We start from the raw sequence: 26,047 nt of genomic DNA on the forward strand, positions 1-26,047 counted from the left end.
GAGATAACTATGTATGAACTAGGACTTCTAGTTGCAAGTTGTGCGCTGTTAGGCTGCATTGTTGGTTTTTTAGCAGGGTTACTAGGCATAGGCGGTGGTTTAATCATTGTGCCAGTGCTAAGTAGTTTGCTACTTAGTTTTGACGTTGCCGCTGCTGATCATGTGTTAGTTATCGCCATTGCAACATCTTTAGCCTCTATTTTATTTACTTCTACCTCTTCAGCGTTGGCTCATCATAAAAATGATAATGTGCCTTGGAAAATTGCTCCTTGGGTTATGTCGGGCGTGGCCATTGGTGCATTGGTAAGTGGCTTTGCTGCCAGCTTTATCCCTGAGAAAATGTTAAGAACGGTGTTTGCCGTCAGTGTAGTTTTTATTGCAATGAGAATGGTACTTTCTGCTCGTAATAAAGTGAGCGCAGAACACCCTTTGCCCGCAGGCCCCGTGCTAGCTAGTGTTAGTTCGGTAATGGGGGCTTTGTCTGGATTAATTGGCATTGGTGGCGGTGCATTACTTGTGCCTATGTTGCATTATTTTTCGGTTGATATTAAAAAGGCAATTGGTTGCGCTGCTGCATGTGGTATTGTAATTGCCTTTTTTGGGTCTATCGGTTACATCAGCGCTGGGTGGCATGTAACGGACTTAGCGCATGGTTTTATGGGGTTTGTATATTTACCTGCTTTATTTGGGATTGTTGTTACCTCATGGTTTATAGCGCCTATTGGGGCTAAGGCAACACATTACTTACCTGTGAATACAATTAAGAAAGTTTTCGCGATGTTACTGGTTTTCATCGCTATTAAAATGGTTTTTAGCTAAAGGTTTATTTTTATGGCACTGGAGTTTCCTCAAATTGATCCAATAATATTTTCTGTTGGACCACTTAGCGTTCGTTGGTATGGGTTAATGTACTTAATTGGTTTTGCGTTTGCGATGTGGTTTGCTAATCGTCAAGCTAAAAAACCAGGGTCGGGTTGGACTAAAGACGAAGTCAGTGATTTACTCTTTTACGGCATGCTGGGCGTTATATTAGGTGGTCGTGTTGGATATGTTCTGTTTTATCAATTTAGTTATTTTATCGAAAACCCCTTATATTTATTTAGAATCGATCAGGGTGGTATGTCGTTTCATGGCGGCACACTTGGGGTGATCACTGCGATTGCTATTTTTGCTTACAAGCGTAAAAAGTCCTTATTGCAAGTCGGTGACTTTGTAGCGCCTTTAGTGCCAGTTGGTTTACTTGCCGGGCGTATAGGTAACTTTATTAACGGCGAATTATGGGGCCGCACTACCGATGTCCCATGGGCAATGGTATTTCCAACTGGAGGCCCGCTTGCACGCCACCCATCACAACTTTACGAAGCTTTTTTTGAAGGGCTGGTATTGTTTGTCATATTATTGTGGTTTATTAAACGTCCTCGTCCTGCGGGAAGTGTGTCAGGTTTGTTTTTACTGGGTTACGGCGTATTTAGGTTTGGTATTGAGTATTTTCGCCAACCCGATGCGCAATTGGGGTTATTTGCCGACTTCATTTCAATGGGGCAAATTCTATCGTTACCTATGATCATTGGCGGGTTAGGCTTACTTATTTGGGCCTATAAACAACCACAATCGCAAACAGCGGCAAAAGTTTAAAAGAAGAAGTTAGATGAAACAATATTTAGAATTATGTCAGCGCATTGTTGACCAAGGACAGTGGGTTGAAAATAAACGCACCGGTACACGTTGTTTAACGGTTATAAACGCTGATTTAGAATACGATGTGGCGAATAATCAGTTCCCTATGATCACCACTCGAAAGAGCTATTACAAAGCGGCTATTGCTGAATTGTTAGGTTATTTAAGAGGCTATGACAGTGCTGAGCAGTTTCGTAGTATAGGCTGTAAAACCTGGGATGCTAACGCCAATGAAAATCGTGCCTGGCTCAATAATCCTAACCGTAAAGGTGAGGATGATATGGGGCGCGTTTATGGCGTTCAAGGACGTGGCTGGCAACGCCCTGATGGTTCAACATTGGATCAACTGGCAAAGGTCATTAATAATTTAAAAAATGGCATAGATGATCGCGGCGAAATTATTACATTTTATAACCCTGGTGAATTTGAACTTGGTTGCTTGCGCCCATGTATGCACACACATACCTTTTCATTATTGGGCGATACCCTGTATTTAACCTCATATCAACGCAGTTGTGATGTTCCACTAGGACTTAATTTTAATCAAATTCAATGTTTTGTATTACTTGCATTAGTTGCCCAAATTACCGGCCATAAAGCGGGTAAGGCATATCATAAAATTACCAATGCTCATATTTATGAAAACCAGCTCGATTTAATGCGAGATGTGCAGTTAAAGCGTGAGCCATTTGCTTCTCCCCAATTAAAAATCAACCCAGAGATTAAATCACTCGAAGATATAGAAACATGGGTAACACGTGATGACTTTGAGGTGGTTGGCTATCAATGCCATGAAGCGATTCAGTACCCATTTTCAGTTTAAAAAATAAGGAGAGCATAATGAAAGCAGTGATCCCTGTAGCGGGCCTTGGAACACGTATGTTACCGGCCACTAAAGCAATTCCAAAAGAAATGCTGCCAGTTGTAGACCGTCCACTAATTCAATACGTTGTGAGCGAAGCCGTTGCCGCTGGCATTAAAGAGATAGTGTTAGTAACCCATTCGAGTAAAAACTCAATTGAAAACCATTTCGATACTAGCTTTGAATTAGAGGCTACGTTAGAGAAACGTGTAAAGCGGCAATTACTTGCCGAAATACAGTCTATTTGCCCTAACGACGTGACGATTATTCATGTGCGTCAAGGTGAGGCAAAAGGGTTAGGTCATGCTATTAACTGTGCTGCCCCTATTATAGGGGATGAACCTTTTGTGGTTATTTTACCTGACGTTATTATCGATGAAGTGGAAAGTGATTTAACAAAAGATAATTTAGCAGAAATGATCACTCGTTTTGAGCAAAGTAAACATAGTCAAATTATGGTTGAACCAGTTCCTAAAGATGACGTAGATAAATTTGGTGTTGTTGATTTAGGTGATGTTGAGTTAAACCAAGGTGAAAGCTCACCCATTAAGAGTATGGTAGAAAAGCCACCCGTTGACGAGGCACCTTCAAACCTTGCTGTGGTTGGTCGTTACGTGTTGAGTAAAAATATTTGGCCATTATTAGCTAAAACACCACAAGGTGCTGGTGATGAGATTCAGCTAACAGATGCAATTGCGATGCTTATGCAAAACGAAAAAGTAGACGCTTATGCTATCAAAGGCCGAAGCCATGATTGTGGTAGTAAAATTGGTTATTTGAAGGCGACGATTGAATTTGCCTTACGCCGCGATGAATTTGCTGATGAGCTTAAGACCTTTATTAAAACGTTAATCTAATCAGTTCTTTATTTATTTAAAGCGCCTATATGGCGCTTTTTTTTTGATTGTAAAGTCGCTTTTTCAGGACTTTAATTATAACTATTTTTGCAGTTATACAGACAGATCTGGGTTTGTAATGTAAGCTTTATGTTAATTAAAGTTGTTTTGTAGTTAACGTTCTTTATTAGGCCAATTGTAAATTGGCTCAATTTAGCGATCTAAACTGTTGAAAGAGAAACAATCAATGTGTGAATGCAGCATAAAGTATCACCGATATTTAGTTATAGCGTTACTCATGTTAATTGGGAGTGGCTGTACTATATCGCCAGATAAAACTACGTTAAATGAACAAGTTAAAGATTCTCCTGAATATGTAACCATTACGGCACTTGAGCTTGCACAGCTAAAAGATGCCGCTTTGCAATGGCAACAGGCGCGCTCTGGTATTGAGCGGCTATTAAAATTAGAACGCGAGCTTACATATTTAGTTGATAATTTAGATATTATTAATAGTAAAGCAATAGCGCAATCAAATCAGGCTGTTAGCAATCGCTATGCACGCTCATCAATTAAGGCTAATACATCGCCAAACCTCAGGTATGGTAATAACTACGCAAGCACGTCAGATAAAGTTGATCGCCCAAAGCAAAGATATAGTAATCGCTACGCAAAACCAACTAATAGGGACGCTCTACAAAATCAGCGATACAACAGTCGCCATGCAAGTGTGCCTAAAAAAATGATTACAGCCCCTCCAAAAAGTTACAGTAACCGCTCTGTTCGTTCGTCAGTAAAAGCTATTAATCCAAGGATGAATAAAAAGGTCGCTTCTAAAATATCGAAGGCAACAAAAGTGGCAATGGTTGATACTAATAGAAAGGTATTTGCTTTGCAGGTAGCTTCGCTTGATTCAGAAGAGAGTGTTGCTAAAGAGTGGAAGCACATTAACAAAAAAGCAGCGCCTTTGTTTAAGGATAAAATCACGACAAACATTGAAAAAGCAAAAGTTAATAACAAAACCTATTATCGATTAAAATTAGGTGAGTATTTTAACTTTAAAAGTGCTGAGGATGATTGTGAGGTATTTAAATTCTATAAAGTTGATTGCTTTGTGAGTAACTACACTGACAAACCAATTAGATTATAAATTATTTATTTGGCGCTTTTATTGCATAATAGCTAGAGCTCGTTTTTTGTAATAGGTGCTTTAAAGTGAAACTTCGTTTAATAATATTACTAATACCATTTGCATTAGCTGGTTGTAGCAACCAGCTAATGCCCGCCGACTCACAAAGCGACAAGCTTGTGCGTGAAAAAGATATAAAACCTTACTTAGAGCAATGGGATAACAACAAAGAGCAGATAGCGCGTTTAAGCACCATGGAAGAGGACTTATCATTACTGATTCAAACTCTTTCTGCACAAACAGATATTGATACCGTACCTGAGCCGTTGAAAGAGAAGGTAAAACGTGTTGAATATGGCTCTAAGCAATCTTTACAACTCTCCTCAGAAACTGCCTTAGCCGATAACACTATCAGTATAAACAAAGCAATTTACGGTGTACAAATTGGACGTTATTTAGTTTCTAACGGAGCCAAAAGGCAAGTACAGCGACTAAAAGAGCAATACCCTCAGTTAAACAGTATTTTACAATACCGCATTAATGAGCAACAAAAGGAATCAACAACGTTTTATAGTGTTGTAGCAGGCCCGCTGAAAAATCAACAGCAAGCGGCGCAGTTGTGTTTGTTTTTTTACAAAATAGGTAATAAGTGTACCTTAGCGACATTTTCAGAGGATGTTTAAGGTTTTTTTACGCTTATTTTTTCATCCTGTTATTATAAATCAAAATAAAGTAAATATTTTCTAACTTTTTAGTGATTTTGGCCGATACTTAACATAACCTGACTAACAGGTTTATACTTTATGTCTAAGGGAAAACTATGAACAAAATATTTACTAAAGCAGCGTTAGCTGCATCAATGACTGTTCTTTCTTTCGGTGCGGCTGCAGAAACTGCTTCTTTTCAAGCGGGTGTAACAGTTCAAAACGCATTCACCTTTACGAATGATGCACCACTAGATTTTGGTACAATCAGGGCTTCAGGTGATTTATCGGGGACGGAGACTGCAACATTAGTATTAGCCGCAAACCCTGCTACTGCTCCTACAACGGCTTCTACAGATGCAACCGCAGCTGAAATTGCAATTTTAGTAGCAGGTACACCAGCCTCATTCTCAATTTCAGGTGTGTCTCCTTTTGGTACATTGACCATTACAAATCCGACTGAAACTGCGATTGCGCCTGATACAGCACCTGCGGGCACTGCTGCATTTACTTTGGGTACTCCAACGTATTATGTGTTAACTGGTGCGACGCCTAATAGCGCTGCTACAACGACCATTCAGGTTGATTCAAATGGTGAAGCAACTTTTAATTTTGGTGCAACATTAACCACAACAGGGGTTGCTGCAACTAGTGATTATATCGATGGATCATACAGTGGCACGTTTACATTAGAATTAAATTACTAATGGGCAAAGCCTGCTTTATTGTATAAAGCAGGCTACTTTATGAAATTACTTTTATTCATACTAGCAGCTTTCTTAACTACGAATTTATACGCACAAGTTACACCGCTTGAGCAATTGAATTTTGGTAAAATTGTTATCAGTGATAATCAAAGTGTTAGCTCTATGACCTTGTTGCCCAGTAACACAAATACCTTAACCAATAAGATATATTTACTTGAAAAAGGCCATGCAGCCGAATTGTTGCTTGAAGGATACCCTGCACGTATCCAGGTAAACGTGAGTGACTTTGTAAGTGATCAGCCCCTAAATAACATTTTTGGTGGCGCGCCACTGATTTTAAATCAACTCATTTATAATACGACCATTACAACCGATACCACAGGAACTGCTTTATTGAGAGTAGGGGGGCAATTAAGTACCTCGGGTGACGGAAATACTTATAAAGATGGTATCTTTGATACTACAATTGAAGTGACGCTAAATTATTAGACAACTAGAGATGTTGATTAAATGACAATAATAAAAACTTTTTTTATCTTAGTAAGCTTTATCTTAACTAGCTTCCATTCTTATGCAAACTTACTTATTTCCCCAACAAGAGTTAATTTTGATGAGCGTCAGCGTGTTGCTAAAGTCATTGTTGTTAATAACTCTAATGAAGCAAAAACTTATAGGTTGGAGTGGCAAGACAAAGTTGCACTAGCTGGCGGAGGGTATGCTAATTTAGCGGCTGATCAAGAAAGTTCATCTTCACTTAAAAATATGGTTAGGATCAGCCCATCGCAAGTTAGATTAGCACCAGGAGAAAGGCAGATAGTTAAGCTTGCTATTCGAAAGCCAAAAGGTTTAATAGAACAGGAATACCGCTCTCACTTAGCATTTAAAGCACTCCCTAATGAAACTCAAATCCAGCAACAAAGACTTGGTATTAATTTGAAATTACTATTAAGTTACACTATCCCTGTTATTTTGCGAAACGGTGCTGAAAAACCCAATGTAAATATCAATAATTTACAGCTTATACACAGCCCAGAAAAAAAGGCGCTTGAGATTGAAATTAAGCGAGAGGGTGGCTTTAGTTCTTTTGGCAAGTTAGAAGTTTTCTTTAAGCAAAAAGGAACGGATACAGAGAAAAAGATCGCAATGTTAAACGATTTTAGTATTTATCCTGAGCTAAAAACAACAACGGCGACGATACCAATTTTTGCAGATCAAAATATCCCGAAAAATGGCGAAATTCGCGTCATTTATACAGGGCTTAAAGAATATCACGATACTATTTTTAGTGAAAAGGTAGCGCCAATTAATAATGCAATTATCGGTAATTTGAAATAGGCGATGTATTACTTTAAGCGCTTAAAGTGGTTGTTGATCATTTTTTTATCAATTGGTCCATTATTAGCAGCAGAGCCTGACACTCAGGCCATTCTTGCTAGCATAAAAAAAATAGATAAAAAATGGCAGCAATACAACACTGATCAAGCTGTAAATGAAAGAACAGAGCCTGAGCTAAATGTGCAGCAAGGTGAGGGCATCCCCGAAGGGGAGTTATTATTTTTTTCATCGTTCGTGAAAAAAAATTACTTGGGTGAAATGCTCGGGGTGAAAAGTAAAACAGGTGTATTAATAGATTTATTAAGTTTTTCAGAAAGCCTGGATTTTGCTATCGATATAAATAGCGATGACCTTATTGCTCAAGGCTGGTTTATTCGTGAAGATAATCAGTTTTATCTAGACCTAAATACAAATACAGTACAAATTAACGGCGCTAGATATTCATTTAACAGCCAACAAGCTTATGCTGAGAACGGCGATATGTTTGTTGATAGTAACTTGTTAGCGCAGTGGTTTTCGTTAGATATTGATATTGAATATTCAGCACTTGAGCTAAATGTAAGCTCCCCTACCAAATTGCCTATAGAATTAAAACGCGAAAGAGAGCAGCGAGAAACTGTAACTAATAGAGAGTCACGTCAAGCAATATTACCTTGGAAGGCCAGTCCATACAGTGCAATTTCATCTCCTCTTGCTGATGTGCAGCTTAGTGCAACCAAGAGTAATACGGATTCAGCGATAGGGTACTCTGTATTAGGATCAAATGACTTAGCCTATTTTAATGCTCAGTATTTTTTTGCAGGGCGAAAACAAGATTTATTATCAGATTCAAGATTATCATTTAGCCGTCAAAGTAAAGATGCACGGTTATTAGGTCCTTTAAATGCGACAACTGTTCAATTTGGAGATGTATTAGCAACTCAAGTCGGTAAACAATTTAATAGTAGTTACGCCAGAGGAGTAAAAGTTGATAACAAACCACTTTTTAAACAGGTTAATAGTAATCAAATTAATTTAACGGGTGCTATTCAACCAGGGTGGGATGTTGAGTTATACCGTAATGATGTACTGCTAGCGCAGCAGTTTAGTTTAGCTGATGGGCGTTATTTATTTGAAGATATTGATTTATTGTTTGGTGCTAATAATTTTGAGCTGATCTTTTATGGCCCACAAGGGCAAGTAGAGCGAAAAACAGAGCAATATTTTATAGATGGTAATAGTTTGTCAGCAGATGAGTCGTTCTATGAGTTGTCAATTACTGAGCAAGGTGAGCAGTTATTTAATCAATCACTTTATTCGACAGAGGGCAAAGGTTGGCAGCTAGCAGGCCGTTATGAAACGGGGTTAACTGATTATTTATCGGTTTATGCTGGTACATCAATATTAAATAGTAATTCGGGTGATAATGTTAACAATTATGCTTTTGGTTCGAACCTAAGTATATTTGATAAAGTATTACTTAATCTAGATTATGAAAAAAATAATAACGATGAAGACAAGCTAGAGGTAGCTGCTAGAGGTGAGTTAATTGGTCAATCGGTACGTTTAAGCCTGTCTCAAAACAATGAAAAGATAGTTGGTGATTCGCAGACAGCGAAAGTTGAAAGTTATCAACTATATGCGGCAGGAAAGTTGTTTGATAAATCGTTTGGAAGCTTGAGCTATCAAAATACGCTCGCATATAACAACAGAGAGTTTAGCGACTCATATTTAAGTGTTGATAATACCTTATCGTATAATTTAGGCGGTACCGTTGTTAGTAACAACTTAATTTGGCGAAAATTTGATTCTTTAGATGATGCAACAACACTTGGCAGCATGCGTCTTCAACATCGATTTGGTAAAACATACACTCGTTTTAGTGTTGACTATAGCGCAGACTCTGGTTCAACTATACTGGGTTACCAAGCTGAATTAAGCCGTAGTTTATCTCAGAATTTGCAATCTGAATTCACACTGAGAAACTCCCGTATAAATGATTTAGTTTCTATGGAGTTGGGTCTAAATTGGCAAAGCGATAGTTTTAGCTTAAATAGCACAATGAGTTACGATGATGATGATAACTGGCGACTAGGTTTATTTAGTCGTTTTAGTATTGGTTTTGATACGAACACTGACGAGTACTTTTTAAGTAAAAGAAGCCTCGCAAACTCTGGCACTTTAATGGTTAGAGTCTTTCTTGATTCAAATAATAACAATATTCAAGATGACGGAGAAAAAGGAATTGAAGGCGTTAAGGTAAAAGGAGTTCAAAACTATCGCCGAGCGGTAACTAACGAAAATGGTTTAGCGATTCTTAAAGGAATGCCAGCAAATAGAACCACCGACATAGTGATTGAGTCTGGTAGTATTAGTGAGCCTTTTTTAGTTGCCGCCCACGATGGCTTTTCTATTACACCGCGTGCTGGTTTTGTTGAATATATGGAAATCCCGCTTAATAACAGTAGTGAATTAGAGGGAACTGTTTACAAACAAGATGAGCAAGGCAGCAGTGAAGTGCAGCCTTTTGCTACCGTAAAATTACTCGACAAACAAGGCAAGCAAGTGGCGCAAACGCAGGCTGCTTATGATGGTTATTATTTGTTTACCGATTTACGCCCTGGCGAATATAAAGCGGTTATAGATGATGAATTTAAGCAACGTAAATCCTTAAAAGATACGCAACAGGTAGTGGTAAATTTATCAGCGCAAGGTGAAGTAGTAATGGGCGTTGACTTTGAGCTTAAAGAAAAAACACAAACTCCAGCGTATATTGCTAATGCGGGTGGGTTTTCATCATTACCGATTATGAAAGCGTATTATCAATTAATTAAACGTCATTTAAATGAGCAATCAAAGCGTGATGCTTTTTATATTAAAGACGAAAAACAAAAACGGTATATTTTAGCCGTCGCTTATGCCGAGTCTGCGCAAGGGGAACTTGAACAAGTATGTGCAGAATTAAAAATAAAAGGCTTGAACTGCCAAGTCCAAGCGCAACTTATTAGCCACTAATAACAATAAGGTTTAACCATGCAATATGCTAATTTATATAAACGCTACTCAATACTAATTGCCTGTATTGGTGCTCTTTTTATATCAGGATGCAGCACCCCCAAAACTGCAGAATCACCTAAGCCAATGCAAGCGAGTGCCAATCTTTCTGAGGAAGAGTTGGCGCAGCTAAAAGCATCGTCTCAGCAGTGGCAAGCAGCCAAAGCGGGTGTTGAGCGTTTATTAGTGATTGAACAAGATCTAAAGCTATTAATAAGCCAATTAAATGCGGTAGCAAAACAAGGTTCTGCATCAACAAATACGCCTGAAGTACCAACAGCTAAAGCTTCGGCTGAAACGGTAGCACCAAAAGTTGCACAAAAAGCTAAAGTAGCAGCGAATACAGCTGATGAAAAACAAGCCGTTAAAGCCTTATTTGCCTTACAAGTTGCAGCCGTTACCGACAAAGAGCGACTTAGCCAAAGTTTAAATCAAATAAAAGCCAGCGCATCTTCGTTATTTCAGGGCGAATTCGTGGCGAATGTAGAAACTATTAACGTGAGTGGCATGACTTACTACCGTTTAAAGCTTGGGGCTTATCAAAATCAAGCGAATGCCGTTGCCGATTGCGATAAACTTAAACAGCGCGAAATCAACTGCATTGTGAGCCATTACACCCAACAGCCATTAAAATAAATATGCATCTAGGGTATTAGGCATAATAATTGCTTTGTAACTATTATGTTTTTAGAGGATGGCAACTATGCGCCTTTTGTTACCCTTACTATTATTAAATTTAGCGGGCTGTAGCTTAACACCCCAGCCAAAGCCAAGTATAAGCACTAATGCGCCTAAAGCGGTCATGGCACCTTATACGCTCAACCAGTACGTAAATAGCTTGAGTGCCCAGCTTAGCCATATCAAAGAGCCTTTTAAAAGCACCGCTTCAATCGCGGTCAGCAGCTTTTATTTAGCCAATGCTTTGGATTCACAAATTGCTCAAGGGCAGGGATCAGGGCTTAGTCAGCAAGTTCAAGAAAGCTTAATAACCCAATTTACTCAGTTAGGGTACAACACGGTTGAATATCGGCTTGAAAACCAGCTTAACTTATCAGCGAGTGCTGATTCAGTGTTAAGTCGCAGCACCAGTAACTTAAAGCAGCGTCAGATTATTGACTTTGTGATCACCGGTACTTTAACCCGTCAAGAACATGCTTATATTGTTAATGCTCGCATGGTAAATATGCAAACTAATCAGATTGTATCTGCCGCAAGCACTGAAATTCCCATCAATGTGATGTGGAGCAATGAAAAAATACAGCAGCGCGGTGACTATATTTACCGCAGTGAATATTAATTAGGAGCACACATGAAACGCCTACTATTAACTTTATGTTTGCCACTGGGCTTTGGTTGTTCACAAATGACAAACCATAGTGACACGCAAATTACCGACGATGCGCCTATGTTTTTTGAGCAACGCCCTGTAGCTGCACCAACAAATACTGATTCGCTTTATCAAAATAAAGCCGCAGTGATGAATAAAAACAAACAAGTAAATACGCCAACCCGTAAAAATATTAATCATTATGTGCGTGGCATCATGCAAGACATGGCTGAGAACTTACAGTACGTAAATACTAAAACACCATTGGCGGTATCAAGCTTTGTTTTTTTAGACCGTGACTACAACAATGCTGACTTAGTGGGTAACCAAATCGCAGAGAGCTTTATGCACGAACTGCATAATTTTGGTGTGCCGGTCATTGATTTTAAAACCACCGATTATATGCGCGTAACGCCTGGCGGCGATTTTGTTTTTAGTCGCGACTACTTAGAGCTTAACCAAGAACAAAACTTTAGTTACGTATTAGCAGGCACGCTAGTAAACCACCAAGGCGGCATATTAGTAAACGCACGTATTGTTGGCTTAGCGAGTAAAGCGGTTGTAGGCTCTGCACAGGGCTTTATTCCACAATCAGTTATTGATGCGCTAAATAGCAGTAACAGTGCTGATGGTATTATGCTTAAACAAGCGAGTAAGTGAGGTTTATCATGGCTAACTTAGCTAAGCTCTCAGCTTTAATTAGCATAAGTGCATTATCACTATTACTTTCAGGCTGTAATTTACTTGGTGAATCTAACATGGCTGAACCCGCCAAATCTGAGCCAGAGCAAACAGTGGTAAGCAATCTTGATTTTAACCAGATCATGGCGCAAATGCAGCAAAATGACGAGCAAGAACAATACGCCGATACAACGCAGTTTAACCCAAACAAGCATCATAAAAGCTTAGTTAACTACGTAGAGCAAATGGCACTTGATTTAACCGACACCATGCAAGTAGCCCCGCAAGATGCTGCGATTGCAGTCACGTCGTTCGTTGATTTAGACGCAAGTTTAACTACAGCAAGCCAGTTAGGTAATCAGTTATCAGAAACCTTTATACATCAGCTGCAAAAATTTGGTTATAGCGCGGTTGATTTTAAAACAGCCAATTTAATTACCGTTAATGATCAAGGCGACTTTGCATTCACCCGCAACACTCGCAAGCTTGCAGGTACGAATATAGCCAGCCATGTTTTATCGGGTACATTAATTTACCGTGCAGATGGGGTTGTTATTAACGCTCGCGTAATAAATATTGAGAATAAGCGCCTTGCCGCCAGCAGCCGAACATTTATACCGCTTTACGTACTAAATAAAGAAGATATATATTTATCAAGCAATTAACTTAATTTGATACTTGATATAAAAAACCAGATGCCGTTATAATTTTTGTAAGCTGTAAGCTGTAAGCTGTAAGCTGTAAGCTGTAAGCTCGATGTGGCCTCTTAGTTAAATGGATATAACGGCCCCCTCCTAAGGGGCAGTTGCAGGTTCGATTCCTGCAGGGGCTACCAATAAAATCAATGAGTTATGTTTTTTATCTGTCCCCCTCTTTGTTTCTGTGTAGCAAATATGTAGCTTTGCGATTGTAAAGTTTAAATGCTCAGCACAGGGTAAATTTATTTTGATAGTTCACTAAAGCTACATGTCAGGTTAGTATTGTTGCTCAATCAAATAAATTGGTAATTTATTTTATAAGGAAGTTAATAATGGCCTCTCTTGCATTAAGGTTTCGCGACCTTGTTACACCACCTAATGGTACTATAGAGCTCCACCGAGAAATTATAAATGAAAAAGGTTTTGTATACTGGGGGTGGTGGGCTAAGGCTGGTGAAAAATGTCCATCAAAATTTACTCAATTGCAAGATACGCTGGGTGATAATTCCGAAGAAGTTTTCTTATTTGATAGCGGGCAAAGTAAACTCTTTAAGGCAACTATTTCAGATATTTCCTTTAATAATAGTAAGAATGGTATGGGTTGTCCTACTGAAGATGCAACTCCTGCTTACTACAGAGAAAGAACCTTTAAAGCGTGGTTTAAATTTACTCAAATCATTGAAGTTTCAGAAGATAATATTAGTTCCGAACTTCATTCTTTTAGTTATGAAAGTGATAATTTTGGTTTGTTTAAAGAAAGTGAACCATTTCAGGATTTTTTTGATAAACAAGTCAGAAGTCTTGAAGAATTAAGGCATCAAGATAGAACAATTTGGTTTTTGAAGCCATTTGACGCAGAAAATCATGAAACCCATGAGGTAGTTTTATATAATAGCAGTAACGTAGATCCTTCAATTTTCCCTAAAAATTATTCAAAGCTTTATTCTTCTAAGGTTCATTGGGTATCTGATCTGCATTTTTCAGATAGCCCCAATAGACATGCATTTGAGGATGCACTTGAAGCTCAACCGTTGAAATCTTTAATCGAAGATAAATTTAAAGATGACTTGCATTCATTGATTATTTCAGGGGATATGACATGGAGCGCTACGAATGATGAATTTAATAAAACAAAAGATTTTTATAGTTACTTATGTTCAAACACAGAGTTAAGTTTTGATAAGATTGGTTTTTGTCCTGGTAATCATGATATTTCTTTTGATGGGCAATTATCTGATGTTCAAATTGGCGCACTAGAAAAATTTCATATAATACAAAGAGATCCAACTGCAACTATTAGTTTATCTAATGAAGAAAAGTCGAGCTTAATAGCCATTGAAACTTCTTCAACAAATAATGAAAACTATAAATCACATTTTGAACAGATAACTTCTGTTAAACCTAATGACTTTCTGTCAATGGGAAAAAAGCTTTTAGTTAATGGGCAGAGGGCTTTAGATATATGTTTTTTAAACTCTAACACATTAGAACAATATAAAAGTTTATTCCAAGGTAGTGGTTTCATTGGTGAAAACCAAAGGGCAGATGCTGCAAAAAAAATGGGCTGGAAGCAGCATAAGGCGTATGGTGCGCTTAGGGTAGTTGTGCTTCATCATAATTTGCTTCCTGTGGAGTATAGTAATGTTCCTTATTTGGGGTCACAGATGGGGAGTGTTGTTTATGATTCCCAAGCAACATTAAAATGGTGTTATGAACACCAAGTTGATGTTATTTTACATGGCCATACTCATCAAAGGTCAGCTATAAAGCTTGAAGATAAGCTTGTCAAAGGCTCTAAAGGAATATGGCTTGTAGGTTTAGGTAGCACAGGAGTGCACCAATCCCACTTAGTCCACTCTCATTTGAACCAACTTGCGGAACTAGACTTTTCTGAAGAGTATATTTCAATAAAGTTTTTCAATATATTAAATAATACAATTGAGGTAGATGGCGATCCCTTGATTTTGGATTAAAAATGAAAAAGTTACTTATAACAGACTTAGATAATACGCTTTATGATTGGGTTGAATACTTTTCTCAGTCCTTTTTGGTAATGCTTGAGAAAACTCACGAAATTACGGGTATCTCAAAAAAGGAGCTAACGGAAGATTTTAAAAAAGTACATCAATATCATGGTAATACAGAGCATCCTTTTTCAGTATTGGAACTAGAGTGTTTACATAAGCATTTTAAAACCAAAGATCATGTTTTATTAAAACAGCATCTAGATGAAGCTTTACACTCTTTTAATTCAATGAGGAAAAAATCCTTAAATTGCTATGAGGGTGTACTAGATACTTTGAAGTATTTAAAGGAGAAAGGTGTTGTCATTGTTGCTCATACAGAAGCTCCTGTAAGAAATTCACTTTATCGTTTAGAAAAACTTGGAATAAAAAAATATTTTAAAAATCTGTATGCACCGAAAGACAAATACCATGACTTTTTAGATGAAAGGTCTTTGAATTGGTTAGCTGAACATGATGGTTTTTTGAAGTTACTTTCTAAGGATGAGCTTAAACCAAACCCTAAGCTGCTTTTAGATATTTGTAATCGTGAAAATGTTCAAATTGAAGAAGCTGTTTACGTAGGAGACTCCATAGTTAAAGATATTTCAATGGCTAATGATGCTGGTATTACATCTGTTTGGGCTGAATATGGAAAACAACATAACCCTTTATATTGGTCTACTCTTGTGAGTATTACGCATTGGACAAAAGCTGATGTTGTAAGAGAAGAGTCTCTAAAGAAAGCTTTCGCTCAAAGCCAACCATCTTTGCGGATTCAAAACTTTAGCGAACTTAAAAAATTATTTTAATAATATCGATTTTTAAATCTATTCCTTGGGGTACGGGTACAGTTATTTACAGAACTCCAAGTAAGAGCTTTCTTGCCATTCTGGCAAGTGGGTAGCTAAAGGTTATTTTTGAAGTTAGGCAGAGGGTTTGAATTACCTAAAGCTTGTTTTATAGCTTTAGGTCTTCTGAAAAGCATCAAAACAATGCTTTGAGTATAACTTGATAGCTAAAGCTCATAATAGGGCTTTAGCTATTTAAAATAATATTGTTATGCTTTTTCTAAACGCCACTGGTAGAAGCGAGTAACAAAGGTTTTACCCGCAAACCAAATACCTTTTACTTTTTGGATTAACTCACCATCGTAATAACTTTGCGAGCATTCGCCTGTCTCTGCATTCACGTTAACATCGTAATGAAGCTTTATAGGTCTATCCTTACTTTTAGTATTTAACCCGCCCATAGCTAGAGTGTAAGCTTGCCAGTCGCTATTATCAGCAGCAGAACGCGCTTGTTCTAATAGCGAATTACTTTCGCCTTTGAACATCGAACGTAACCGTCTAAGTTCGCGCCATACAGATACACTCGCACCGCCAATTTGCTGAAATTGACGAATACACCAACATGATGCCCAAGCATCTATACGTTGGGCTACCAGTAGCGAATCGTTACCGAATTTATCTTCACCTACACCTTCACCATCTATATTTTTCGCTATGTATTTTAAAATGTAACCAGTGGCAGAGCCTTTATTTGGGTCAATTTGTTTAAAGTCACAACGGTTTTCGGCAGCGCCTTTTTCGTCACCATCAACTTCTAACGCATAATGGCGAATAATTGCTTTTAATGAGTCTAGCTTTTCGCTCTCAATAAAAAACAGCATATGCCAATGTGGTGTGCCGTCATGTTGTGGCTCTGCTACACGAAAACCATAAGGTGCAATATTTTGACGTTTAAACTCTGCGCGGGCTTTTTGCCATTGGTGGTTTAAATAGCTATTGGCTTCATCAGGCATAAAACCTTCCCACTTAGGGTTTGCAGCGCCGGATTTAGAAAAAGCACGATGGTATTTAGAAGGGCAGGTAACCGTAATAAAAAGTGCTTCATGGCCTAGATCTTTCGCTAAGTCTTCAAAGCCTCTTGCACGACAAAGTAATTCATCTTTTCGTATCTTTGGGTTTGATACGTTCAGGTCGGATATTTCTTTTAACGAGTAGCGTTGGCCTTGCTCGTTAAGTATGTAAGTTGAACTAAGCAGCTCGTCATTTCGTTGGCGCTGAGTAATGCGGTTTTGAGTTGTTATATTGCTCGCATAAATTTCTCTTTTTCTGTTCACGAAATTTAAATGCAGTGCAGCTTTTTCGTTTGCTTGCGTTATAAGTTTACGAAACTTTCGCAGCCACCAACGATTATCGATGTAACGTTTTATGCAGCCTGATATTTTAATGTTGTTTTTAGGCTCTATAGGCGAAACACCAAATTTAATTGCGTAGTTTGATAAAAAATCAAAAAGGGCTTTTTGCTTGGCATCAGCGAATTCGCTATCAATTTCGGTATTAGTAGAGCTAAACACAGCGGATTTTTCGCTTTTGGTTTCGCTATCAATCATTTCATTACTACGAAACTCATGCGAAACGGTTCGCTCTAGTTCGCTATCATTTCGCTGTTTGTTTTTAGCTTGGTAGTATAGGAAGTTAACTTTTTCGGGGTTAATGGCAATTTGGCGGCAATAGTTTGCACACTCTTTCGCTATGTTATTAAAATCATCATCAAAGCAAAAAAATAGGTGGGCGATTTTTTTAGGCAAGAGTTTATAAAGCTTATTTGTTGTATCTAAAACATGGCGATTGCGCTCAAAGTTATTAGGCTTGTTAAAGGCATCAGTTAAAATTGTGCTTTTAATCTTATTAGAGAATGGCGCTAATTTTTTAGTTAAAAACGCCGCATCGTACTTATCAACGAGTGCTAAATACGGCGTTAAAATATCGTCTTGTTCATTAATCGCTTTTGCAATTAATGTTTCTCTAAAAGTACTCATTGGTTACTTAGGGTTAGCGTAAGCAAACACAAAACCACGACCTTTTTTGGTCAAAAAGTAATGTTCATATTTAACGCCAAAGTTATAAATTATTTCACTTGTTACAAGTTCTTCGTTAACTAGTTTACCAAGTGTACGCGTATCAAATTTAAACGGTTGTCCATGCTTACTAACGTAGGTATGCAGTCCGTTCATTTGTCGATATGAATAACCAATCTCACGGCAAATTTCGAAATACGTACTTTCAAGCGATAACCAAATTAACAGGCGCGTTTGCTCTTTAGTTAACTTAGGCATGATCACCCCTATTAGGGTTTTGGCCTAAATGTTCTAAGCGACAAAAGTTATTTAACCAGTTATCTAAATCATCTTTTAAATAACGAACAGTGCGACCAATTTTAATAAATGGCGGGGCAGGGGTTCTATTAGTGCGGTTTCCTTCCATACGTGATTGACGTAAGAAAGAGCGGCTCATACCGATATATTCGGCTGTTTCTATTTCTGATAATGCGCGTTTGTTTGTGCTGGTTGGCATAAGTGCCTCCTGAGTTATTAACGTTTCAGGAGGTGTTTTACAATGCAGATTTTTTTAAATGAGCTTATCGATGAGTTGGATGAGCTTATCGATGAGTTTTAATTGGTATTTTTGTTAAATAGTTTCTTTTTTACTTTGGAGACTCTATTTGCAAAAGCATTATAGCTAATCGGCAATCTTGGTTTACCGTTTCTATCTTTCCATTTGATATGACTAACAGTGATTTCTGTTAGTAAGTTATATTTATCAAATACCCTATACTCTTCAAGGTCATCTAGCTCATTTTCAAGGCTTCGCCAATAGAGTTTAGCTGTGTGTTCTGGTTCTGCCTCTACTAGCCTAAACAACAATTCATTAAAATCATCTGAGCGGTTTTTACTAGTGGTGACTGAAAGAGCTAAATTGTTAGGTGAAACTATATCAGTGGGGCTTACAGGTTGTGTAACGCCAACTTTTACGAGGTCGCAGTGTAATAGGCATATATCAGCTAGCTTTAAATAAATACATTGAGAATCTAATTGTACTTTTGGTAGTTTTTCATCGAGTTCTTTTTCATTATCTTCTGGTTTTTCATAGCTGGGAATAATCATTTTGAAAGCTTTGTCCATCCCATTTATAAGAGTACGGTATACATACTCTTTTTCAATTGGTAGTAGCTTTGCTGGAATAGACTGCCATTCTATTTCATGCAGCTCTTTAGGCTGCCACATGTATAGAAATGTATTAGGAAAAGCTAATTGAAACGGATATTCCGTAATCCAATTTTGTATTTTTTCTTTTTCGGTTAGCCAGAAGTGGTCGCAACTAACTTCTTTTTCAGAAAGTAAAGCTAGCTGATTATTTTTGCTTATTCTTACAAAACCTTGATAACTAGCTTTAGCGAATCCAATAAAGCCTTTTTCTTTTCTCCATCCACCTATAATGTATTCTTTTTTATCTAGCCTAAATATTAGCTCCAACTTCGAATTTTCAACTAAATAAAGCACATCACTAAAAGATAAGTTGAACCGTTTTTCAAGTTCATCTAAACGGTAATATTCTTTTTCTATCATTAATTATTTCTACTCATTAAAAGATAAGCTAGGCAAAAGGAAATACAAACGACGTTAAAAATATCAGAAAATGAGTTGAGGATCATTAACCTATAAGGCTAACTAGTATTAACTTGGTGTTTAGTTCCGATTTAAACCAAGCATGATGCGGTTTACAGTTGTATATATGATAGCGATTATGGCGATAAAACAAGTTTACTTAGGCTTGATGGTATTTTAAGTAGGTAGTTTCGATTTAAACCAAGCGTCATACGGTATACGGCTGTATATGTGATAGTGATTAGAGTGATAAAGATACGTATCAGATTACATACATTTTTAGATAGTAATCTTTCGGTTTAAAGCCAAGTAAAATGCGGTTTACAACTGTATAGCGAAATAGAATTAAGCTATAAAACAAGCCTACTTAGGCTTAAATGGTATTTTAAGCGGTTAGTTTCGGTTTATGGCAAACCTATTTAGACTTATTGGCATTTTGAGCAGGTTTAAACCAAGCGTGATGGGGTTCTCAGCTGTATATTGTTGGAGTTAAGCCGATAAAGTTAATCTTTAAGACTTAATTAGATATAATCAAATTGATTAATGGATTTGATATTACCTTATTACTACCTAATCGAGAGTTTGTATAAGTAATTACTATCAAGGAAGCTTGCTCTGGTAGAGATGGAATAGGTAAAAACAGAATTAGTTTTGATTAAGTGTGATTTTTCAATATTTTTATTAATTGGAGGTTATTGTTGGACTATTTTCAGGGTGTTGTAACAGAGTATTTAGTTGCAGATAGGGCTGCATACGTAAATACTGAGCTTTTAATCCAACTTGATGAGAAGTCTCCACTAAAAGGTCGTCACTGGTATTGTGATGCTGCTGCAATAAGCTTTCGTGAGAAAAAAATGTATCTTTGTGAGGTAACTTATTCTAAATCAATGTCCGCACTTTCAAATAGATTATTAGCATGGTCTATCCATTGGGGTGAACTAGTAGCAGCTTTGAAAAGAGACTGTCGAATACCTGATGATTGGCAAATTGAGCCTTGGGTTTTTATACCTGAAAAGTATAGTCCTGCGTTAAAAAGAAAAATAATAAGCTTAGCGGATGATCACAATAGTATTAATGGAATGCCCTACCCAAGAATTATATTTTTAGAAGATGTAATGCCATGGAAGTATGTTACTTGGGATAGAAAAAGCGTTAGGTTTGAAGGAGAGGATGACTAGAACTCATACATCTAGTATTAAAAATTGAAAACGTATAACTGATCATTAAAGAAGACTAATCAGTTATACTTATTAAAATATTAATTTAGCAATCGATAGTGAAGCTCTCGTTTTCTTTTGAAACTAGTTCTGTTTTTATAAAAAATGCTTTTGACAAAGATGTGTATTGCTTATCTGTTAAACCAGACCAAATATCTCTCATCGTTTTTTCATGTGGTAAAATATTATCAGTAAAGCCTTTCATTTTTTGACATGTATCATCTGACATATCCTTAGCTCGTCCAATTAATGAAGCTTTAAAAAATATGCTATTTGATTCTTCTACAACCGAAAAACCTTTTATCTTAAAGTCTGTGCCTTTGAGCCTCTCGCCTTTAAGCTTATCGTTAAGTAGGTAAGTTCCCAGTTCTAGTTTAATTTTTCCTACACTGTACATTGAGGCTGGCTTTTCTTTCAGGTCATCTAGAATATTTGCATTTACTGATAGTGAAGCGAAAAAGATAGGCAATAGTAATTTTTTCATGTTATGTCCTTTTTATAATTAGCTCTACTTCTTTGGAGTGCTTTAACTTATTAATTTAACATATTATTTCAGAAATTCATCAATAGGGAAAATATTATTTTAAGAGCTTTATCAATACTGATAAGAGTAACCTAAGTGAATATATTGGCATTAAGCTACTTTCAGTTTTATAGTTAATGATTTGAAAAAAATAAAGTTTTTGATGATCCAATCAAATTAACCGCTGCTGCTTTATGTTCTAGTGCTAAGTGTGCATATCTTAGCGTCATTTTTAAATCACTATGACCTAAAAGCTCACGTACTGTATTTAAGTCTACACTTGCCATTACGAGTTTACTTGCAAAGTGGTGGCGCAAGTCATGAAACCTAAAATCGGTAATGCTTGCATCTTCCAACAAAGCTACCCAATCAAATCTAAAATCTAGTATTCGCTGTTGATTGCTATCTTTGAATATATGAACAGTAATAAAGATAGTTATGCTAATTAATATTTTACAATTTTTTCTTAGTACCCTGAGTTGTTAGGGTATAGTAATAATTTACTTTGTTAGATTTCTGTTTTTTATTGATCAAGGACGAATAATGAACTCATATTCTAAGTATAAATTAATTTATTTGTGTGCTCTTATGCTCACCGTTAATCAAACTTACGCTGCCGAAAATTTAAGTGACTCTTCGAATATAGAGCAGGTAACCAAGCAAATTGAACTTGATTGGAAAAATTATTACAAACCCTCTAAAGAATGCAGACCTAAAAAATTATCAAATAACAAAAGCTTTCAACTTTTCGTTAAATGTAATGAACAAAAGGCGACTCAAAAAGATCAATTCAATAAAATAAACAAGGAAGTAATAGAACATCTAGAACATCTTAAATTGGTAAGAAAAACAGAGTTAAGGCAGCTTTCGTTAGAAAGAGAAGCCAAAGAAAAGGCATTACTGAAAAAAGTTAAAGAGATCGCGGTACTTGAAGATAGAGCAAGAGAAGTGCGTCGTGCTAAAAAGGCTAATGAAATGGGGTTAACCTATCAAAAACCTCTACCAAGCAATAACTATATATCAAATAGCATGGCAATATGTAAAAAGGATTGGACTAAACGAGGCAAGTTAGATAATCGAATGTATCAGCATTGTTTAAAAGGGCAGCTTAGTGGAATTGACAAGGTAGATGAGCTCAATAAAAAGTATTCAGAAAAAGAGTTTTATTTTCTTATAGCTTACCCGTATTGCATAAAAAAATGGACGACAAGAGGCGTTGCTAACCCTCGAATGATTGCACACTGTTTAAATTCTGAAATTGAAGGAAAAAAAGATGTTGACTATTATAGAGATAATCATGAACGAGCCGCTATCGATAAAATAGTGGAAACAGCATTAAATAAATATCAATCATGGAATATGGCTGCATACTCTATAAAAAGACGTATTAAATAATAGTAAATATTTAAGTAATCATATGCCTATCCAATCAAATTAACCGCCGCTGCTTTATGTTCTGGCGCTAAATGTGCGTACCTTAGCGTCATTTTTAAATCACTGTGACCTAAAAGCTCACGAACAGTATTTAAATCAACACTTGCCATTACTAGCTTACTTGCAAAGTGGTGGCGTAAGTCATGAAATCTAAAGTCGGTTATATTTGCGTCTTCTAACAGAGCAGCCCAGTCATATCTAAAATCTAGTATCCGTTGCTGATTATTATCTTTAAACACATAGCCAATATTCCCTGATAGTTTTTGCCAATCACTTAAAGCATTGAATGCTTGTGTATTTAAAGGGATATGGCGAGTATTACCTGACTTAGCATTTTGAAAATCAACGGTGAGAACTTTGTTTTCTAGGTTAATGTCATTCCAATTAAGCGATAGAATTTCGCCTTTGCGCATACCTGTATTTATAGCAAGAATAACGATAGTCGTTAGATGTTTAATATCGAACTTAGCAAGACTCTCACGTAAACGTGATTCTTCATCTTTTGATAAATAGCGAACTTTTGCGTTGTCTACAGTTTGAGCCTTAACTTTTTGTAAATCGTGGCTATCAATAACTTCCCATTCGACCGCACGACTTAAGCAGCCTTTAATTAAATTTAGTTGGCGGTTTGTAGTTGCTGGTTTAATTCCATCGGCTAAACGTTTATTACGCCATTTTTCAACTTCCCATGCTGTAATGGCCGATAGCTGAAAATTCATGAATTTATTAAATGCTGATTGAAATGCCTTTTTTGTTTTCTCTGCTGTTTTGGGGTTACGAGATAAAAGCCAAGGGAAGTATTTTTCGTCTAAAAAGTGTTGCAAGGTAGATAGCTTTGATTCTTTAGTTTTAATGCGGTCTTGCTTTTTTACTTCGTGAATATTAGTACCCTGAGTTACCTCGGCAATTTTATTTTTTGCTAAATCTCTGGCTTGCGCTGGGGTAATTCGCCCATCATAGCCTAAGTGATAATTTACTTGTTTGCCTTTGTGCCTATAGAACAAGAAGTAAGATATTGCTCCTACACTAGATATTCGAGCATGAAAACCTGTTACTTCGGTATCATTTAATCGTTTATCGGCAGGTTTTAAAGCTTTAATACTCGATAATGTTATTTTGGCTTTGACTGGCATGCTATTTCTTCCTGTGTAGCACATATGTAGCAAGTGCATTGTGCCGCAAAGAACAAGGGAGAACAATGGTGTATTTTTTGGTTTGTTTTTAATTCATTTAAAACAGTGTCTTATGCTTCGTTTTTGTTTTTTGTTGTTCATTGGGATGTATAGAAACACATCTATAAAATGCACTCCTAAGGGGCAGTTGCAGGTTCGATTCCTGCAGGGGCTACCAATAAAATCAATGAGTTATGTTCTTTCTTTGTTTCTATATCAACTATATGTAGTATATTTGTAGCAATGTCAGCTTTGTGCCGTTCGGATAAAAAGTGAATTTGAAAGCTTGTTGGGTGGCGCCTTCGGCTTAACCAACCTACATTTTGGCGTAGGTCGGATAAGTGGCGGAGCCACGCCATCCGACAAAAATGATAAATTTACCAGAGACAACTGCCTTACACTGTAAGTTAAACCACTCTATACCGACTATCGGCTGAGTGCTAATTGCGGACATTAGTAACGCTAAGCTAACGGGTAGTGACCGAAAGGTGCGGGTTTAGTACCTTATATGTGATTACCTATTACGCGCCTAAAAGTTGCAAATGCTTTCGCTGCTGATAGGTTAAAGCTAGCTCTAAGCAGTTCTTGATTTCCGCCTCAGGAAACGAACTCGATAAACTTAATACGATTGCTCTATTACCTTGAAATTCGAGTGTGTCATTGTGCAGCTCTCTAAATGTATCGATTAACTTAGTTTGGCAGTTGAAGAACAAGTAGTATTGGTTTGGCGATTTCAACTTCCAATCAGTTCTAATTGGGCTGCCTGTTTTTACACTATAACTATGCTCACCCCATTTCAGTGACTCTTCGACTTCACCTAGCTCCAAATCGGATGCAAGCTTGAGGATTAAAGTTCGTAACTCCTCAAGTCGTAGCCGAACTTTTTCGGGATATTCTTCGAAGCGATTTTTGACTACCTCGTCCATTGAAAGCTCCTATTCATATAACAACTTTATCAGAGGACATTTTCCCTATTCTAGCGCGAAAACGTCCATATCTCATGAGCTTCTATTATTATTTTAGCTTATCTGAGCGTATAAAAAAGAGGAAAGTTTTCTTCTTTCTTACTAAGTAAATGACAACTCACCTCAATGTCCGGTTATCGCTCAAAGAAGCCCTCCATTAAATTCTGCATAATAAAAAAGCGAGCTATCAATTAACCCGCTTTATAAAGTACTTTGTCGAACCCCGAACCCCGAACCCCGAACCCCGAGGCTATAACTCAGCCATCACTAGTGATCGTAGCAATCAGCTCGCTCAATACCTGCTCAGCTTTGTCAGTTTCTACTTGGCAAGTACCGGCATTTAAATGGCCGCCGCCACCGTACTTAAGGCATAACTCGCCAACATTAGTATTGGAGCTGCGGTTGGTGATTGATTTACCAATGGCGTACACCACGTTTTGCTTTTTAAGCCCCCACATTTTATGAATTGAGATATTACACTCGGGGAACATGGCATAAATAACAAAGCGATTTGTGGCGTAAATGGTTTCTTCTTCGGTTAAATTAAGGACCACTAAGTTGTCGTGTACTGATGAGCAGCGGTCTATTTGCTCTTTAGCCTGTGCGTTGTGCTCGTGATATAAAGCAACACGCTCGGCAACATCTTCCATTGCTAGTATTTGTTCTATGCTGTGATCTTTACAGGCGTCAATTAACTTCATCATTAACTGGTAATTAGAAATTTTGAATTCACGAAAACGGCCAAGTCCTGTGCGCGCATCCATAATAAAGTTCATCAGTACCCAGTCTGTTGGGTTTAAAATTTCGTCTTTTGTAAATTGTGCAGAGTCCCCTTTATCGACCGCTTCCATCATGTCAGTTGAAATATTAGGGAATTTCTCTGCACCGCCATAATAGTCGTATACAACGCGTGCTGCAGAGGGCGCATCTGGGTCAATAATGTGGTTTTTAATATCGCTTTCGTTACGAACGGTTTCACTCAAGTGGTGATCAAATGCAATATGACAACCGGCAACATAGGGGAGGTTAGTGGTAATGTCGTTGCTGGTAATGGCTATTTTACCGTCTTGCATGTCTTTTGGATGCACAAATAAAATATCGTCGATTAAATCTAAATCTTTAAGTAATACGGCACACACTAGGCCGTCAAAATCGCTTCGAGTGACAAGTCTATATTTATTATTGCTCATTTTCGGTCCATTTTTGTTTGTTTATTAATCTGAGTGTAGCAGTTTAAACTCCATTTTATATACCAGTTTTTAACATAAAAAAAGCCAAAACAATGGTTTTG

Annotated in this window: 27 protein-coding genes and 1 tRNA gene; 19 read left to right on the forward strand and 9 right to left on the reverse strand. The window is 37.3% G+C overall.

Annotated features, from left to right (window positions below):
- Nucleotides 1–9 precede the first annotated feature (9 nt).
- The 17 genes from CWB75_RS04855 (at nucleotide 10) to CWB75_RS04935 (ending at nucleotide 15,804) form a co-directional block, all read left to right on the forward strand.
- Entirely contained in the window at nucleotides 10–819 is an 810-nt protein-coding gene (locus CWB75_RS04855) for a sulfite exporter TauE/SafE family protein (protein WP_010387814.1), read from the forward strand.
- Between the two features lie 12 nt (nucleotides 820–831).
- The gene (gene lgt / locus CWB75_RS04860; protein ID WP_055013228.1) at nucleotides 832–1,635 is read left to right on the forward strand and encodes a prolipoprotein diacylglyceryl transferase; all 804 of its coding nucleotides are present in this window, start codon (nucleotides 832–834) and stop codon (nucleotides 1,633–1,635) included.
- Nucleotides 1,636–1,648: 13 nt separating this feature from the next.
- Nucleotides 1,649–2,500, forward strand: coding sequence for a thymidylate synthase (locus tag CWB75_RS04865; RefSeq protein ID WP_138570028.1), 852 nt, complete (start codon nucleotides 1,649–1,651; stop codon nucleotides 2,498–2,500).
- 17 nt (nucleotides 2,501–2,517) lie between these two features.
- Nucleotides 2,518–3,396 (forward strand): UTP--glucose-1-phosphate uridylyltransferase GalU, encoded by an 879-nt coding sequence (galU, locus tag CWB75_RS04870; protein ID WP_010387817.1) that lies wholly within the window; start codon nucleotides 2,518–2,520, stop codon nucleotides 3,394–3,396.
- A 277-nt stretch (nucleotides 3,397–3,673) separates the two neighbouring features.
- Nucleotides 3,674–4,525, forward strand: coding sequence for an SPOR domain-containing protein (locus CWB75_RS04875; protein ID WP_138570029.1), 852 nt, complete (start codon nucleotides 3,674–3,676; stop codon nucleotides 4,523–4,525).
- 65 nt (nucleotides 4,526–4,590) lie between these two features.
- Entirely contained in the window at nucleotides 4,591–5,187 is a 597-nt protein-coding gene (locus CWB75_RS04880; RefSeq protein WP_138570030.1) for an SPOR domain-containing protein, read from the forward strand.
- Nucleotides 5,188–5,324: 137 nt separating this feature from the next.
- The gene (locus tag CWB75_RS04885; protein ID WP_138570031.1) at nucleotides 5,325–5,915 is read left to right on the forward strand and encodes a DUF4402 domain-containing protein; all 591 of its coding nucleotides are present in this window, start codon (nucleotides 5,325–5,327) and stop codon (nucleotides 5,913–5,915) included.
- Between the two features lie 39 nt (nucleotides 5,916–5,954).
- Nucleotides 5,955–6,404, forward strand: a complete 450-nt coding sequence (locus CWB75_RS04890; protein WP_138570032.1) for a DUF4402 domain-containing protein — start codon at nucleotides 5,955–5,957, stop codon at nucleotides 6,402–6,404.
- 21 nt (nucleotides 6,405–6,425) lie between these two features.
- A complete protein-coding gene (locus tag CWB75_RS04895; protein ID WP_138570033.1) occupies nucleotides 6,426–7,250 on the forward strand; it encodes a fimbrial biogenesis chaperone in 825 nt (274 codons plus the stop codon).
- A gap of 33 nt (nucleotides 7,251–7,283) precedes the next feature.
- Entirely contained in the window at nucleotides 7,284–10,244 is a 2,961-nt protein-coding gene (locus tag CWB75_RS04900; protein ID WP_249362301.1) for a carboxypeptidase-like regulatory domain-containing protein, read from the forward strand.
- Between the two features lie 18 nt (nucleotides 10,245–10,262).
- Nucleotides 10,263–10,919 (forward strand): SPOR domain-containing protein, encoded by a 657-nt coding sequence (locus CWB75_RS04905; protein ID WP_138570035.1) that lies wholly within the window; start codon nucleotides 10,263–10,265, stop codon nucleotides 10,917–10,919.
- Nucleotides 10,920–10,986: 67 nt separating this feature from the next.
- Nucleotides 10,987–11,580, forward strand: a complete 594-nt coding sequence (locus CWB75_RS04910) for a FlgO family outer membrane protein (protein ID WP_138570036.1) — start codon at nucleotides 10,987–10,989, stop codon at nucleotides 11,578–11,580.
- A gap of 12 nt (nucleotides 11,581–11,592) precedes the next feature.
- Nucleotides 11,593–12,270: a FlgO family outer membrane protein gene (locus CWB75_RS04915; RefSeq protein ID WP_008466541.1), complete on the forward strand. Its 678-nt coding sequence runs from the start codon at nucleotides 11,593–11,595 to the stop codon at nucleotides 12,268–12,270.
- 8 nt (nucleotides 12,271–12,278) lie between these two features.
- The gene (locus tag CWB75_RS04920; RefSeq protein WP_138570037.1) at nucleotides 12,279–12,956 is read left to right on the forward strand and encodes a FlgO family outer membrane protein; all 678 of its coding nucleotides are present in this window, start codon (nucleotides 12,279–12,281) and stop codon (nucleotides 12,954–12,956) included.
- A gap of 95 nt (nucleotides 12,957–13,051) precedes the next feature.
- Nucleotides 13,052–13,126: transfer RNA gene (locus CWB75_RS04925), tRNA-Arg, on the forward strand.
- 195 nt (nucleotides 13,127–13,321) lie between these two features.
- Nucleotides 13,322–14,962: a metallophosphoesterase family protein gene (locus tag CWB75_RS04930; protein WP_138570038.1), complete on the forward strand. Its 1,641-nt coding sequence runs from the start codon at nucleotides 13,322–13,324 to the stop codon at nucleotides 14,960–14,962.
- Between the two features lie 2 nt (nucleotides 14,963–14,964).
- Nucleotides 14,965–15,804 carry an HAD family hydrolase gene (locus CWB75_RS04935; RefSeq protein WP_138570039.1) on the forward strand — a complete coding sequence of 280 codons (840 nt, stop codon included), beginning with the start codon at nucleotides 14,965–14,967 and terminating at the stop codon, nucleotides 15,802–15,804.
- Nucleotides 15,805–16,052: 248 nt separating this feature from the next.
- Here CWB75_RS04935 and CWB75_RS04940 read toward each other — a convergent pair whose 3' ends face one another.
- The 4 genes from CWB75_RS04940 to CWB75_RS04955 all read right to left on the reverse strand — a co-directional run bounded on the left by CWB75_RS04940 (nucleotide 16,053) and on the right by CWB75_RS04955 (nucleotide 19,406).
- Nucleotides 16,053–17,819 carry a replication endonuclease gene (locus tag CWB75_RS04940; RefSeq protein WP_138570040.1) on the reverse strand — a complete coding sequence of 589 codons (1,767 nt, stop codon included), beginning with the start codon at nucleotides 17,817–17,819 and terminating at the stop codon, nucleotides 16,053–16,055.
- Between the two features lie 3 nt (nucleotides 17,820–17,822).
- Entirely contained in the window at nucleotides 17,823–18,116 is a 294-nt protein-coding gene (locus CWB75_RS04945; protein ID WP_138570041.1) for a hypothetical protein, read from the reverse strand.
- Nucleotides 18,109–18,354: a helix-turn-helix transcriptional regulator gene (locus tag CWB75_RS04950; RefSeq protein ID WP_138570042.1), complete on the reverse strand. Its 246-nt coding sequence runs from the start codon at nucleotides 18,352–18,354 to the stop codon at nucleotides 18,109–18,111. The genes CWB75_RS04945 and CWB75_RS04950 overlap by 8 nt, the downstream gene beginning before the upstream one ends.
- A 98-nt stretch (nucleotides 18,355–18,452) precedes the next feature.
- Nucleotides 18,453–19,406: a hypothetical protein gene (locus tag CWB75_RS04955; RefSeq protein ID WP_138570043.1), complete on the reverse strand. Its 954-nt coding sequence runs from the start codon at nucleotides 19,404–19,406 to the stop codon at nucleotides 18,453–18,455.
- A gap of 734 nt (nucleotides 19,407–20,140) precedes the next feature.
- On the opposite strand from CWB75_RS04955, the gene CWB75_RS04960 reads away from it, so the two are divergent.
- Nucleotides 20,141–20,623 carry a hypothetical protein gene (locus CWB75_RS04960; RefSeq protein ID WP_138570044.1) on the forward strand — a complete coding sequence of 161 codons (483 nt, stop codon included), beginning with the start codon at nucleotides 20,141–20,143 and terminating at the stop codon, nucleotides 20,621–20,623.
- A gap of 85 nt (nucleotides 20,624–20,708) precedes the next feature.
- Here the strand turns inward: CWB75_RS04960 and CWB75_RS04965 are convergent, their stop codons facing one another.
- On the reverse strand, nucleotides 20,709–21,146 hold the full coding sequence (locus tag CWB75_RS04965) for a hypothetical protein (protein ID WP_138570045.1): 438 nt from the start codon (nucleotides 21,144–21,146) through the stop codon (nucleotides 20,709–20,711).
- Between the two features lie 173 nt (nucleotides 21,147–21,319).
- On the reverse strand, nucleotides 21,320–21,637 hold the full coding sequence (locus CWB75_RS04970) for a tyrosine-type recombinase/integrase (RefSeq protein ID WP_349304071.1): 318 nt from the start codon (nucleotides 21,635–21,637) through the stop codon (nucleotides 21,320–21,322).
- A 91-nt stretch (nucleotides 21,638–21,728) separates the two neighbouring features.
- On the opposite strand from CWB75_RS04970, the gene CWB75_RS04975 reads away from it, so the two are divergent.
- Complete coding sequence (locus CWB75_RS04975; protein ID WP_138570046.1) at nucleotides 21,729–22,580, forward strand: hypothetical protein; 852 nt, start codon at nucleotides 21,729–21,731, stop codon at nucleotides 22,578–22,580.
- Between the two features lie 26 nt (nucleotides 22,581–22,606).
- Here the strand turns inward: CWB75_RS04975 and CWB75_RS04980 are convergent, their stop codons facing one another.
- The 3 genes from CWB75_RS04980 to CWB75_RS04990 all read right to left on the reverse strand — a co-directional run bounded on the left by CWB75_RS04980 (nucleotide 22,607) and on the right by CWB75_RS04990 (nucleotide 25,946).
- Nucleotides 22,607–23,752 (reverse strand): site-specific integrase, encoded by a 1,146-nt coding sequence (locus CWB75_RS04980; protein ID WP_138570047.1) that lies wholly within the window; start codon nucleotides 23,750–23,752, stop codon nucleotides 22,607–22,609.
- Nucleotides 23,753–24,312: 560 nt separating this feature from the next.
- The gene (locus CWB75_RS04985) at nucleotides 24,313–24,717 is read right to left on the reverse strand and encodes a DUF1801 domain-containing protein (RefSeq protein ID WP_138570048.1); all 405 of its coding nucleotides are present in this window, start codon (nucleotides 24,715–24,717) and stop codon (nucleotides 24,313–24,315) included.
- Nucleotides 24,718–25,013: 296 nt separating this feature from the next.
- A complete protein-coding gene (locus CWB75_RS04990; RefSeq protein ID WP_138570049.1) occupies nucleotides 25,014–25,946 on the reverse strand; it encodes a DHH family phosphoesterase in 933 nt (310 codons plus the stop codon).
- Between the last annotated feature and the right edge of the window lie 101 nt (nucleotides 25,947–26,047).

The sequence above is a fragment of the Pseudoalteromonas sp. S1608 genome (assembly GCF_005887265.1).
Lineage (GTDB): Bacteria > Pseudomonadota > Gammaproteobacteria > Enterobacterales > Alteromonadaceae > Pseudoalteromonas > Pseudoalteromonas undina.